The sequence below is a fragment of the Vibrio sp. B4-6 genome (assembly GCF_963888245.1).
In the GTDB taxonomy this organism is placed as follows: Bacteria; Pseudomonadota; Gammaproteobacteria; order Enterobacterales; family Vibrionaceae; genus Vibrio; species Vibrio anguillarum.
The window spans coordinates 292,998-306,986 of the sequence record NZ_CAWPIM010000033.1; the positions used below are offsets into that span (position 1 = coordinate 292,998).

Consider the following 13,989-nt stretch of genomic DNA (forward strand, 5'->3'; position numbering starts at 1 on the left):
TCATTTATCCAAGCTACCGCCCTTAGGTCTCGCTCCTAAATAGCGCTATGCATAGTATATTTTGCAACGGAGTCTAAACCAAAATCACTTAGAGGGCGAGTCCTCAAAAAACGGGGCGTAGATTTTGTGATTACAGCCACTAGCTAAGCCGCTATAATGCGCATAATTGTTCGTATTATAACCATAGGAATTTTGTATGATCATCGTAACTGGTGGCGCTGGCATGATTGGCAGCAACATTATCAAGGCGCTTAATGAACAAGGTATTAATGATATTCTTGTTGTCGATAACTTAAAAAATGGTCGTAAATTCAAAAACCTGGTTGATCTGGACATTGCCGATTATATGGACAGAGATGATTTCTTGGTGCAGATCATGTCTGGTGAGGATTTCGGCCCTATCGAAGCCGTATTTCATGAAGGCGCTTGCTCTGCCACTACCGAGTGGGACGGCAAGTATGTGATGCTTAATAACTATGAATATTCTAAAGAGCTACTACACTACTGCTTAGAGCGCGACATTCCATTTTTGTATGCTTCATCAGCCGCAACCTATGGCGATACCGATACCTTCATTGAAGAAAAAGAGTATGAAGGTGCGCTGAATGTGTATGGCTATTCCAAGCAGCAGTTTGATAACTATGTGCGCCGCATTTGGCAAGAAGCACAAACACACGGTGAAACTCTTTCCCAAATTACCGGTTTTCGTTATTTCAATGTCTATGGCCCGCGTGAACAGCACAAAGGCTCAATGGCTTCTGTTGCTTTTCATTTAAATAATCAAATGAATGCGGGTGAAAACCCGAAACTGTTTGCAGGTAGTGAAACCTTCCAGCGTGATTTCGTTTATGTGGGTGACGTTGCGGCTGTGAATTTATGGTTTATGAACAGCGGAGTATCCGGTATTTATAACTTAGGTACTGGCAATGCTGAATCTTTCCAAGAAGTGGCCAAAGCCGTTATCAAGCACCATGGTAAAGGTGAGGTTGAAACCATTCCATTCCCAGAGCACTTAAAAGGTGCTTACCAAGAGTTCACCGAGGCCGATTTAACGAAATTGCGCGCCGCTGGTTGCCAACATCAATTTAAGACGGTGGCTGAAGGTGTGGCTGAGTATATGGCGTTGATTAATAAGTAATGATGGCTGAAATCACTCCCTCCTAACCTCCCTCTAAAAGGGGGAGGAACTAGTAAACATATCTCCCTAAAAGGCTGCTCTCTTCTTACTGGAAGACTAATATGGAGTAACCATTGGAAGGGGAAGAATGAAAAATTGATCGTGTTTTTTAGACATATGAAAAGCATTTGCTGCTAACTCGTGGAGTATTGATGAATATATTAATGGCTTTATCTCAACTTGAGGTCACTGGGGCAGAGGTTTACGCCACAACCGCTGGCGATGAACTGACAAAGCGTGGGCATAAGGTATTTTATGTTTCCGATACGCTAACAAAACCTCACCAAGGGCTATTTTATAAACTCCGTTTTAATAAACGCAGTATTCCTCGCCGCTTTTGGCATGTGGGTTATCTTATTTATCTGATTAAGAAACACCATATCCAACTAATGCATGCTCACTCTCGCGCCTCCAGTTGGAGTTGTCACATTGCTTGCAAATTAACAAATACGCCTATGGTCACCACAGTACATGGTCGTCAGCCTGTACACGCATCTCGTAAAAAATTTCACGCCATGGGTGACAAAGCACTACCGGTTTGTGAGGCCATTGAACAACAACTCATGACTGAATTGAATGTTCCACAAAGCTCGCTCGTCGTAAGCCGAAACGGCATTGAAACGCAAGAATTCACTTGGCAAAACGCTCCTCAAAATAGCAAACCCGTGGTCAGTATTATTGGTAGGTTAACCGGCCCCAAAGGGGATCTTTGCTATCGGTTGCTCGATGAGTGTTTAGACTCAGCAAAATACCAGATTCAGGTCATATCTGGCTCTAAAATTGAAGCGCGTTTTGATAAGTTTACTTCTGACGTTCACTTTCTTGGTTATTCACAAGATGTCGTCTCGATACTTGCTCAATCAGACTTAGTCATTGGGGCTGGCAGAGTGGCAATGGAATCTTTGCTGTGTGGACGGCCTACCCTGGCAATCGGTGAGGCAAGTGCAATTGGTATTGTCGATGACGATAATATCGCTGCGGCCATGGCAAGCAACTTCGGTGACATCGGGCCTAAAGATCTCGATATTGATTTTTCAAAAGTTAGTCAATATGTAGAACAAGGGTTAAAAACACCACACTGCTCGCCACAAGTCAGTGAGATAATTCAGCACAGCTACAGCTTAACCAATGTGGTCGATCAAATAGAAGATATTTATCAAACGGTTCATGTTGAAAAGCTGCGTAAAGAGATGCCGATTATTATGTATCATCGCTTTATTAAGGATGAAAGTGAAAAGGGCGTACATGGTACCTATCTGCATATTGACATGCTTGAAAAGCACTTCAACCTGCTAAAAAAAATGGGGTTTGAAACGCTAACCTTTAAAGATTTAGCGGATAAAGGGCTTATTCACCGCCTTGAATCAGGCAGGCGCTATATCATCTTAACGGTTGATGACGGCTATCAAGATAACTACGAATTGATGTTGCCGCTATTACGAAAATACGGTTTTAAAGCGGTTGTCTATGTAGTAACGGGGGAGGATTTTAACCGTTGGGATGTTGAAGTACCGAGCAACCCAGAAAAACCAGTGCCTTTAATGTCTCGTCAGCAAGTCAAAGCATTACACGATTCAGGGCTAGTTGAAATTGGCGGCCATACAATGACTCATCCATTTCTCAGCAAACTCAGTGAATCTGAACAGCGTAAAGAGATCTCACGCAATAAGCTTGAACTCGAAGAGCTACTAGGCGAACAACTGGTTTCTTTTGCATACCCCTATGGCGATCATGATGCGCACTCAAAACAGATCGTGCATCAATGTGGCTATCAATTTGCGGTTGCAACCAACAGCGGCCCATTGTTAATTCATCAAGATCCATATCAAATACGACGTATTGCTATTTTCCCTAAAACCGATGTGTTTGGCCTATGGCGCAAAGTGCGCGGTAATTATACATTCAGAAAATCGACGAAATAATAAGAATGGAATCACGAATGAACAAACTTCTTAACGTGAATAATTTTGCGCTATCATCATTATTCTTAGTTCCAGCACTCCTTCTATCGACTAATAATTTTAGTGTTGTCATTGTCGCATTTATCGTTTTATTCTCAATTCACGACCTAGTTAAGAATAGAACTCATTGTGATTTTAATAAATATGACTTACTGATCACTTGTTGTCTTGGTGGCTATTTTTTTGCCAATTTACCAATTACAATAGTCGATGGTAGTACGTTCAGGTACTTTCAAGGCGGTAGTCGTTTATTGTTATGTATTCCTGTTTATTTAATGTTCAGAAAAGCTTTCATCCTCCGCTCGGCACAAGCCTATGAATGGTTATCTATTGGCGTCATAGTTGGTTCTTTTGGTGCGCTGGTTATTGCTCTTTATCAGTTCGTTATACTCCATATGCCACGTGTTGACGGTTTTCTCTTTAGTATCAACTTTGGTTATTTGGCGTGCTCATTGGCATTTCTATCTTTATGTTTATCTATAAAAAATCCTAAATATAGAGTCTTATTATTTTTAGCATTCATCGCCTCAATTATTTCAACAGTATTAACTTTAACTCGTGGCGCCATATTTGCTATTCCGCTACTTCTGATATTGTGTGCGCTACTAAATTGGAAAAGACTAAATCTAAAATTAACATCAACGTTCATTGTGGGTTTTATCGCTCTATCATTAGGGACTTATTGGAATTCCGATTCAGTAAAACAACGAATAGATTATACAGCTTATGAGGTGTCTCATATTATTTCCGGAGATGTAGAAGCGGCAACATCTACAGGTACTCGATTCTATTTATGGAAAGCTGCAACGGAAGCGTTTAAACAAAGCCCATTCATTGGTTTACCTTATAATGAACGAGAAACTCTCAATAAGCAGCTTTATGCTGAAGGTAAAGTGAATGAATACACTCGGAATTTAACTCGTGGTCATGCCCATAGCCAATATTTCGAAATGCTAGCGAGTAATGGAATATTAGGTATAATTGCCATTATTATGATGCTTGTAGTACCTTTTGCGGTCTTTACTCAACACTACAGGAAAACCGATAGCCTCTGGGGTTACACAGGTACGGTATTTGTCGCTGGGTTCATGCTCTTTTGCTTAACAGAAGCACCATTACAAGCTAACTTAATCAGCGCATTCTATGGCTTTATGCTTGCAACCTTCTTTGCTCTTATTCGTATAGAAAAGTACAATGCCGTTCAACAGCCAAACTGATGAGCAGCAGGACATGAAGATTCTGATTATCGGCCCTTCTTGGGTTGGCGACATGGTCATGTCGCAAAGCCTCTACACCACATTGAAGCAAAACTACCCCGCTGCGACGATTGATGTTCTAGCCCCCGCTTGGTGCAAACCGATTTTGGAGCGCATGCCAGAAGTGAATTGCGCCATTGAAATGTCGATTGGACATGGCGCATTTAATCTTGTAGGTCGATGGGCACTGGCTAAAGAATTAAAGCGCAATGGCTATACGCACACATACGTTTTACCTAACTCGGCTAAGTCAGCTTTAATTCCTCTGTTTGCTGGTATTCCATCTCGTACGGGCTGGAAAGGTGAATTTCGTTATGGTTTGCTCAATGATCTTCGCCCAAATCGCAAAGTTTTTCAGTTTATGGTGGAGCGTTATGTTGCTCTTGCTTATTCTAAGGAAAGCATGCTTAGTGAAGTTCAGCTAGAAACCTGCCCTCGCCCTTCTCTATTCATCGATAGCAAAGCTCAACAGTATGCAATGTCAAGATTAGGCTTATCGACCATAAAACCGATTATCGGTTTATGCCCAGGAGCAGAATTTGGCCCAGCTAAAAGATGGCCAGATAAATACTATGCTGAAGTTGCGAAAGCTTTGATTGAAAAAGGCCAGCAAATTTGGTTATTCGGTTCAGCCAAAGATAAAGTGGTAACAAGCGCTATCCGCAATGCACTTCCAAAGGAATTACAAAATTCATGCTTTGATCTAGCCGGTGAAACTTCCTTAATTGAGGTAGTTGATTTGCTTGCAGCTTGCCATACTGTCGTCTGCAACGATTCTGGGTTGATGCATGTATCAGCCTCTGTTGGGTGTAATATTGTTGCAATATATGGCTCAAGCTCACCAAAATACACACCACCATTGGCAGATAATGTCGAAATTATACACACTGAAATAGAATGCCGCCCTTGCTTTAAACGCGAGTGTCCACTTAAGCACCTTGACTGTTTGAACAAGCTATCACCAGATTTGGTAATGGCTGCCGTAAACAAATTTATTGGATAAACTTGATGCAACATCTTTGGTTTGAACGCGGTGCTTATGCATCCAAGCAAGCAAAAAAATACTTAACTCATGAGTTTTCACCCGAGAAGGTGAAAAAGATCGCGATTTTTCGTCACGCTGCATTAGGTGATCAGGTCATTGTTCGCCCCTTTCTTATTGAAGCGAGAAAATTTTTTCCTAACGCAAAAATCACGCTAGTGGGTGTCTCTAACTATCAATATGGAACACCTTCAGATCTTGCTGATGAAACCATTTTTATGATTGGTCGACATCGCAAGCATGAACTGAATTGGAAGCAGAAGATCCAGCAATTTACGCAATTAGAAGAGCAAGACATCATCTTTGATGTAGCTGGCACAAGCCGTTCTTATTGGATGACGTTGCTCAGTAAAGCAAAACTAAAATTTGGCTTCCCATACAAACCTTATTTATGTGGAAGCTTGTACAATATTGCGGTATTTCGATCTGATTTTCAGCCAGAGCTTGAATGCATGCTCGATATGCTAAAAATGCTTGGACACAATCCACAAAGGCCATTAGATTTTGCATATCCAAGTCACCTAGAACTGTACGATAAAGGACAAACTAAACCTAGCATTCTTTATTTTAATGGCGCATCAACTCAATCAAAAATTCTGACTCGAAAACAAATGAAGAGTTTCATTGAGCTCGCAATTACAACTTTTCCAAACCATCAACATGTCTATCTAGAAGGAAAAAATGATTTTGAAAAAGGTGATTTTCTTCGTCATTTGGAAGTTAACCATAATTTCACGATTCAGCCTTGTCTGTCATTAGATGAACTAGTCGAATACATTGCCAAGGCGCGCTTAGTGGTGGCTCCTGATACGGGAGTGAGAAATATTGCGGTGTCAACTCATACACCGACCGTTGGTATTTTCTACTCAACCGTACCATTTAGATACACTCCACTAGAAGGTGATCACCGCATTGTCATGAATGCGAACGGTGATATTCCTAGTAACCAACAAATTACTGCAGAGATGGCTACTGCATTAGAACAAAATAAAGAGACCGTATGAATAACTTCCCTATTATGGTTGCAAACCGCACCATCAAGTTGATTGGTAATATTTTTAAAGTGCTTTCATACCCATTCCACTTTGTTTTCCCTAAAGTACGATTCACTATTCCTGAATATTCTCCAGCCAAAATTCAAACAAAAAATAGCAGTGGTGTACCTAAAGTTATTTGGCAAACCAACTATTCAAACCGTAGTAGCCTACCTATCTATTTGAATTATCTATTCAATCGTCTAATGTCACTAAGCTACGATTATCGCTATGTCAGCACCGAAGCACGAGAAGAATATTTACGCGAAAATGCATCACAAGAAGTTTATGATGCATATATGAAGTTGACCGATGGTGCTGCTCAAGCCGATTTATGGCGTGTGACAACTTTATACCAACAAGGCGGTGTCTATATGGATATTGATGCCACATTGGTTTGGCCGCTTAGTCGACTACTAAAAGGCATCAATGACGCGTTATATATCAAGATCAAAAATGGGACTGAAATTACTAATTACTTTTTAGCGACAGCGCCACAAAACCCTCATTTCCAGAAAGTGATGGATACGATTGTGTATAACATCCAGAACTATGATGTTAAAAAAGGAGTTTACGGGACAACTGGGCCTGCGGTATTCAATGATGTTTTAAAAGATGAATCCATTCAATATCGTCGTCGCCGTCATGTTTGTATCCAAGGCACATTTACCAATGAGTATTTTCAATATTTAGACAAGCCTCGTGGTAAATGGACTCACCAGAAACCTGAAGATCTAATCAAGAAGTAAACGAGGTCATTGTGCTCATTCGTTGGCTGTATACGTTCCTACTCACTATTGTTTCTCCATTTTTGATGTGGAGCCTGTACAGAAAACGAGATGGTAAACCATCCGTTGGTGCTCGCTGGAAAGAACATTTTGGTTTCACACCGCCACTTGAAACTAATAAATCACCGATTTGGATCCATGCGGTATCGGTTGGAGAAGCACTTTCCGTTTCTCCACTGATAAAAAAACTCAAATCACAATATCCTGATCAGCCGATCGTTATTACCACCACAACGCCTACTGGCGCAGAACAAGCGGCTAAATTACAAGGCATCGCCGAACATCGCTATATGCCATTTGACTTCTCTTTTGCCATTCGTGGTTTTTTAAATGCTATCAAGCCTAGCCAACTACTCATCATGGAAACTGAGCTTTGGCCGAATACGCTACATACAGTCGCAAGATCGGGTATTCCGATCACTGTTATTAATGCTCGTTTATCTGAGCGTTCATGCCAACGGTACGCAAAAGTTCAGCCAATATTTAACATGCTAGCGAAAAATTTAACTCGAGTACTATGTCAATATCCCGACGATGCACAGCGCTTTATTCGATTGGGTGTGGCAAAAGAAAAAATTTTCGTCACTGGCTCAATTAAGTTTGATATCGATATAGACCAAACAACCATACAAAAAGGCCAGCAGCTAAGATCTGATCTAGGGAGAAATCGTCCAGTTTGGATTGCGGCAAGTACCCATCAAGGTGAGGATGAACAGGTATTAGCAGCCCATGCTGAAGTACTTAAAGAGCACCCTAACGCATTGCTTATTCTTGTCCCGCGTCACCCAGAGCGATTTAATGCTGTTTTTGAGTTGTGTAAAACACAATTTATTAGTGTGCGACGAACTGAAACAGAGACTGAACTTGATCCAGAAGTGCAGGTTTATCTAGGTGATACAATGGGAGAAATGCTGGTACTAATGGGTACTGCTGACATTTGTTTTATGGGCGGAAGCTTACTGGGTGATAAAGTTGGAGGTCATAATATGCTTGAGCCTGCAGCACTAGGTAAACCAGTGCTAACAGGACCAAGTTACTATAATTTTACGGATATAACAGAACAACTAATCAAAGCTGAGGGATTAGAGGTTGTCACTACAGCTAAAGCAATCTCAAAATCTATATCTCAAGCATTCAATGATAAAAATGTACTTCACTCTAAATCACAATCAACTCGACTCGTAATTGATAAAAACCGTGGATCACTAGCGAACACAATATCAGCCATTGAACTAATAATTTAATTAGATTAGTGCTTGCTTTAGCTGTTCCTCTTCGAAATTATTGATATCTGTAATAGCAATAATAACATTTGCATGTTCAGAGTTAGGGTGCCAGTTGCTGAAATTAACCTTATCTTGTTTATAAATTGCAATCTGCGGTTTATTAAAACCAGATGCGACGTGAACTATTGATGTATCAACAGAAACCACTAACTTCGCTTTCTCGACAATAGCAATGGCATCATAAATAGAATCACTCTGATCAAAGTGACGAATACTTGCAGTAGTAAGGGACATAGCGTCCAAAAGATCTCTTGTATCAGGAGCCGATAATAGAACCACACTCAATGACTTATCCCATTCTTTGATTGCACTAATGATTTTATTTATCGAGTCCTTGTTCAACTTCCTTTCGTTGCCACTACCAAATGGATTAATCAGCACAAATTCATTGATATTATTTTCAGTCAAGAAAAGTTGTACTTTTTCCATAGAAGAGGGAACAAGAGGAACTATATAATTCTCTGCTGATTCAGTTATACCCAATAGAGTTGCAATATAGTTAAACTTATCAGCATAATGCATATTTCTAATATCATCAGAAATGTTTAAATTAATCAGCTTTAAATCAGGATCTAGGCCAATATTTATTTTAGACTTTAACTTGTTCAGCAAATAAATATCTTTCATTTTCATATCAAGATTAAAAGCGACTACTGCATCGACCGACCCAACTTGCGTACAGACTTCTTTCATTTCACTGTATGACGGTCGCTTACTTAGATGCACAACTTGATCAACACCAAAGTGTTCTGTAAACAATGGTGCCATCGCAGAGGTAGTCAGCACTTTAATTTTTATTTCTGGGCGGTACTTTTTAAGTTTCTTGAGTACCCCGGAGGAAACAATAGCATCACCCAATTTTGCATCATTACGGATAAATAGAATGCTATTAACATTCTCTAAATCTAATTTAGATACTTTTGATGAATCAAAAAGAATGATTCCAAGATGACGTCTTATTTTATCTCTGGTAATTTGAAGTCGAGATATGAGTCCCCTTATCATAGATAATTACCTTTTAATTGATTTATGCATAACATTCCACCATGCCAATCTGATGGTCCTTGAAAGCCTTTCTATTTCTCTAAAAATTTTATTCTTTAAGGCAACTTTGGCTAATTTTGTTTTGTTCTGAATTTGGCTTTCCATATCAGATGGATTGTATATAGCATATGGCAATAATCCCATAGAAGATATGTGATGTTTATATGGTTCGCCAATAAAATTATCGACAGCACATAACCATTGCTCACTTTCGTCTAAAAATCTACGTGCCGCTTTCGGTGTAATGCTATATCCCCTAGCTCCTCCAGCATTATCCATCCACATCACAACTTGAAAGCCATCATGAGTATTTTCAATCATTTTACAATTAAAGTTTGTATCCTGAGGCTCAAGACGTAAATAGTCGTATTTTTTATGTAACTCAGGAAGCTTATCAATAACGAGCGAAAAAAATGGTGTTGGTAAAAAATCATCTTCAAATATTACTATGGGCTCATCTAACTCAACGCATTTTTCCCAGAGTAAATAATGACTCGCATATACGCCCTTTTCCCCAGGAGTCAAAGGTCTACCACGATATTTGATTCGATAATCATCATTTGGCTTCATAGCCAACTTAGGTGGTAATCCACTAAAACCATTTACAGCTTCAAAAAACTCACATTCAATATCTATTTCTGACAGTTTTTTCTGGACCCGCTCTCGTCTAGCATTGGCCTCTTTCAAGTTAATCACAAATAATTTCATTTTCTTTTACTCTCACTATACGCATGTAATAGTTGATCAAAACTTATCTTTAAGGTGTTGATAGATCTATTTTTTTGTTCTTTCTCAAACGATCGTTTCAATCTATCTAAATTTCCTTTCTTCCAGCTCTCGCCTTGTTGCTGGTAGCACTTATCAAAATCAATAATCCATACCTTCTCTTGGCCATCAATCAAGATGTTATGGATATTGAGATCGGTGTGATTGACTTGCGCATCATGCATTTTGCGAATTTCCAGGCCGATTTTCTCATACATTTCAGTCGGTAATGGACGTTCTTGTAAAATAGACACCAGATCGCGGGCGTTCGGGATTTTTTCGCTGAGTAAATCGGCCTGGTAACAAAAAGTGCGCTTTACTGCTCGCGCTGCAATCGGGCGTGGAACATTCACCCCAGCCTCTCTCAGTGTATTGAGTAATTCGAATTCTTGAAAACTGCGAGTTTTCTGCCAACCTGAAAAAAGGTAGTGATCACTCACTAACTTACCGAATAATCCACCACGCTTATAGTGGCGTAGTGCTGCTTCTATTTTTTCAGCTTTTACAAACCATGTCGTGCCGCGTCCCGTTGCACTACCTGTGACGCTACCAGCTTGCTGCCAATACTCAGGGTTAAAACAGCGGAGCGGATCTTCAACTAGCAAATGCTCGTCATACCAAATTGTTTGATTCTCTTTTTTCAGCGTTTTCATCGTTTCACTTTTTAATGACGAGATTGAATGTGCTTCATCGTGCTTGTTTGGCATTTTACATTTATCAGCGCTGTCTGCATAATTCTTACTAACTTTCTCTATACCGATGTCACTTATGGCTCTTTTTTCTTCTGCTCCACGCTCTATTTGTGTGTTGCGTCTGTCGGCGATTGGCGATGTGTGCAATGCAGTGGCCGCCGTGCAAGCAATTCAACACCAATGGCCTGAAACTCATATCACGTGGATCACTGGAAAACTGGAAGCGCAGTTACTCACTGATTTTCCTAATGTAAACGTGGTTATATTCGACAAAACGCAGGGATGGAAAGCATATCAAAAACTGTGGGCAGAGCTTAAAGGGCAATCCTTCGATGCGCTTTTGCATATGCAGTATGCCTTTCGTGCCAGTATTGCCACTCTGGGTATTAAAGCTAAATATAAACTCGGTTTTGATGCCGCCCGCAGCCAAGATTTCCAGCACCTATTTACCAATGTAAAAGTGATATCGCCTCAAGCACCTCATGTATTAGATGGCTTACTCGCGTTTGCAAAGTGCCTTGGAATCAAAGAAATAGAACCTAAGTGGTCACTCACTTATTCAGATTCCGATCATCAATGGGCCAAGCAGCAACTTGCACATTCAAAGCGTAATTTAGTCGTGGTTCCTGCCGCGAGTAAGCCTTATAAAAATTGGACCGCTGAAGGCTATGTAGAAGTGATAACGCATGCTCAACAACTTGGTTGGCATATCATTTTAGCCGGTAGCCCTGCGCAAATTGAAGTTGATCTAGCAGCCGAAATAGCGAGTAAACTGACTCAGCCGGTACTCAATGTCGTTGGTAAAAGCCAGCTTAAAGAGATGTTGGCACTGCTCGACTTAGCCGATTTAGTGATAGCGCCAGACACAGGCCCAGCGCACATGGCCAATGCAATGAATACTCCCGTTATCGGTTTATACGCTCACCATAATCCGCAGCGCACAGGGCCTTATCAGTATCGTGATTATGTAGTGTCGGCTTATGAAGAAGCACTGTTTGCCGAAACAGGAAAAACGAAAGAGCAAGTCAGTTGGCGTACTCGCGTCAAAGATGAACAAGCGATGCAGCGTATTCAAGCAAGCCATGTTATCCAAATGTTTGATAAGATAACGGCTGATTTTCAGCTAAACCCAATATCCGAGGAATGAATGTGAGCAAACCTACTTTAGCCGTTGCGCTGATCGTTAAAAATGAAGCGCAACATCTGCAAGCTTGCTTGGAAACCGTTCACCAATGGGTAGATGAAATCGTCGTCTTAGATTCAGGTAGCAGTGATAATACCGAAGAGATTGCACGCCGTTATACTGACAAGTTTTTTGTCAATTCGCAGTGGCTTGGGTTTGGCCCACAGCGCCGCTTAGCGCAGTCGTATGTCGAGTCTGATTATGTGTTGTGGCTAGATGCCGATGAACGCATGACCAAAGAGTTAAAAGATAGCATTCAGCAAGCGGTCGCGGCTAATAAACCCAATACACTGTATCAATTTTCCCGTTTAAGTTGGGTTTTTGGCCGCTATATTCGCCACTGTGGTTGGTATCCTGATCGCGTGTTGCGCCTCTACCCAACTCAATTAACGCAATATAACGAGGCTTTGGTGCATGAAAAAGTCGAAGTCGCAGATGGCATGAAAGTCGAGAATCTTGCAGGTGATGCGATTCACTACACCTATAACGATATTCATCATTATTTACTTAAATCCGCAGGTTATGCCAAGGCATGGGCAGAGCAACGAGAAAAACGTGGTAAGAAAAGCAGCATTAGCCAAGGTATTTTTCATGCGTTTGGCTGCTTTTTGAAAATGTACGTTTTAAAAGCAGGCTTTTTAGATGGTAAGCAAGGCTTCTTGCTTTCTTTATTATCGGCGCACTCAACCTTTGTTAAATACGCCGATTTATGGGTTAGAACCAGTACTGAGCCGCCCAAGGGTTAAGTTCAGCTAACACCGCATTAATATCAATGCGACTCATATCGGCCTGAGTTTCTTTGTCTTTTGCTTGTGGTGGACAAAAAGCGATATGGCGACCTTGTGAATTCAATGGTCGCCAACGCAGTGGCGTGGCTGAACGTTTGGCGGGGAAAAAGCCAACTGTGGGCACATCAATCGCAGCGGCAATATGCAAAGGCCCAGTTGAACCTGCGATAAAAATATCAGCGCAAGCAATCGAGCGTGAGAAATCAACAAGCCCTTCATTTTTATCATACAGTGCCGCTCGCCCGCCCTTTTCTTCAATCAAAGCTTTTAACTGCGCGGCTTTCGCCTCTTCTCCCGGCCCGGCGGTGAGGATAATTTCTTGCTTACTATCAATCCCCATCACTAACTGCGTGTATTGCTCTAGCGACAAATTATTCGCTGAACCGCCGCTTCCGGCATGAACAAACACCCACGGTTTACTGGTATCGAGATGAAGTTGCGCAGCCAGTTTGCTTTTTTGTTCAACAAGCTTCGCTTGATCAAATTGCAGATAAGGTGCGCTCGGTTCGACAACCTCTTTGCCAGTATCATGCAAAAAAGCGCGTACCAAATCTAAGTTATACTCATATTCTGGTTTGGCTGATTGAGAGCGTTTTTGCTTAATTCGTTTGTTGTAAAAAATTTGAGCGAATTTAGTCGCCGGAGCTAAACGATAAGGAATACGAGATTTCCAAACTAATAGTGCATTGTAAGTGGTCGAGAAGAGGTTGATCGAGGCATCAAAGTGTTGCTGTTTAATCGCTTGAATACATTGTTTTTTCTGCGCAGAGGACGCGTTTTCCGTTGGGTCGACCATCACCGCATCAATCCACGGGCAAAGCTCGGCCAGCGCGACGGTATAGCTGGGGACTAACGCGGTAATATGGCAATCTGGCAACGAGGCTTTTAGCATCGCAAAACTTGGCCAAGCCAGCATGAAATCACCAATTTTATCGTTACGGATCACCAACAACTTGTTCATCGTCTCTTCTCT

13 protein-coding genes are annotated in these 13,989 nt (G+C 41.1%); 9 read left to right on the forward strand and 4 right to left on the reverse strand.

Features of this window, described 5'->3' with window-relative positions; all coding sequences use genetic code 11:
* Positions 1-196 precede the first annotated feature (196 nt).
* From rfaD to waaA, 7 genes are all read left to right on the forward strand, one after another.
* The gene (gene rfaD, locus AACV20_RS10670; RefSeq protein ID WP_017045906.1) at positions 197-1,138 is read left to right on the forward strand and encodes an ADP-glyceromanno-heptose 6-epimerase; all 942 of its coding nucleotides are present in this window, start codon (positions 197-199) and stop codon (positions 1,136-1,138) included.
* A gap of 191 nt (positions 1,139-1,329) precedes the next feature.
* A complete protein-coding gene (locus tag AACV20_RS10675; RefSeq protein WP_170907254.1) occupies positions 1,330-3,099 on the forward strand; it encodes a polysaccharide deacetylase family protein in 1,770 nt (589 codons plus the stop codon).
* 5 nt (positions 3,100-3,104) lie between these two features.
* On the forward strand, positions 3,105-4,355 hold the full coding sequence (locus tag AACV20_RS10680; RefSeq protein ID WP_170907255.1) for an O-antigen ligase family protein: 1,251 nt from the start codon (positions 3,105-3,107) through the stop codon (positions 4,353-4,355).
* Between the two features lie 13 nt (positions 4,356-4,368).
* Entirely contained in the window at positions 4,369-5,397 is a 1,029-nt protein-coding gene (waaF, locus tag AACV20_RS10685; protein ID WP_170907256.1) for a lipopolysaccharide heptosyltransferase II, read from the forward strand.
* Between the two features lie 5 nt (positions 5,398-5,402).
* Positions 5,403-6,440 carry a glycosyltransferase family 9 protein gene (locus tag AACV20_RS10690; protein WP_170907257.1) on the forward strand — a complete coding sequence of 346 codons (1,038 nt, stop codon included), beginning with the start codon at positions 5,403-5,405 and terminating at the stop codon, positions 6,438-6,440.
* Positions 6,437-7,219, forward strand: coding sequence for a glycosyltransferase family 32 protein (locus AACV20_RS10695; protein ID WP_170907258.1), 783 nt, complete (start codon positions 6,437-6,439; stop codon positions 7,217-7,219). The genes AACV20_RS10690 and AACV20_RS10695 overlap by 4 nt, the downstream gene beginning before the upstream one ends.
* An 11-nt stretch (positions 7,220-7,230) precedes the next feature.
* Positions 7,231-8,502, forward strand: a complete 1,272-nt coding sequence (waaA, locus tag AACV20_RS10700; protein WP_170907259.1) for a lipid IV(A) 3-deoxy-D-manno-octulosonic acid transferase — start codon at positions 7,231-7,233, stop codon at positions 8,500-8,502.
* On the opposite strand, the gene AACV20_RS10705 is transcribed toward waaA, so the two are convergent.
* The 3 genes from AACV20_RS10705 to AACV20_RS10715 are packed head-to-tail and all read right to left on the reverse strand — an operon-like array spanning position 8,503 to position 11,060.
* A complete protein-coding gene (locus AACV20_RS10705) occupies positions 8,503-9,549 on the reverse strand; it encodes a glycosyltransferase family 9 protein (RefSeq protein WP_017045913.1) in 1,047 nt (348 codons plus the stop codon).
* 6 nt (positions 9,550-9,555) lie between these two features.
* Positions 9,556-10,296 carry a glycosyltransferase family 25 protein gene (locus tag AACV20_RS10710; protein WP_017048269.1) on the reverse strand — a complete coding sequence of 247 codons (741 nt, stop codon included), beginning with the start codon at positions 10,294-10,296 and terminating at the stop codon, positions 9,556-9,558.
* A complete protein-coding gene (locus tag AACV20_RS10715) occupies positions 10,293-11,060 on the reverse strand; it encodes a 3-deoxy-D-manno-octulosonic acid kinase (protein ID WP_170907260.1) in 768 nt (255 codons plus the stop codon). Before AACV20_RS10715 ends, AACV20_RS10710 begins: the two co-directional genes overlap by 4 nt.
* A 61-nt stretch (positions 11,061-11,121) precedes the next feature.
* Here AACV20_RS10715 and AACV20_RS10720 point away from each other — a divergent pair, with 61 nt between their 5' ends.
* Complete coding sequence (locus AACV20_RS10720) at positions 11,122-12,192, forward strand: glycosyltransferase family 9 protein (RefSeq protein ID WP_170907261.1); 1,071 nt, start codon at positions 11,122-11,124, stop codon at positions 12,190-12,192.
* Positions 12,189-12,974, forward strand: a complete 786-nt coding sequence (locus AACV20_RS10725) for a glycosyltransferase family 2 protein (protein WP_170907262.1) — start codon at positions 12,189-12,191, stop codon at positions 12,972-12,974. The genes AACV20_RS10720 and AACV20_RS10725 overlap by 4 nt, the downstream gene beginning before the upstream one ends.
* On the opposite strand, the gene AACV20_RS10730 is transcribed toward AACV20_RS10725, so the two are convergent.
* A complete protein-coding gene (locus tag AACV20_RS10730) occupies positions 12,943-13,977 on the reverse strand; it encodes a glycosyltransferase family 9 protein (RefSeq protein WP_170907263.1) in 1,035 nt (344 codons plus the stop codon). The two genes, AACV20_RS10725 and AACV20_RS10730, sit on opposite strands and share 32 nt — an antisense overlap.
* Between the last annotated feature and the right edge of the window lie 12 nt (positions 13,978-13,989).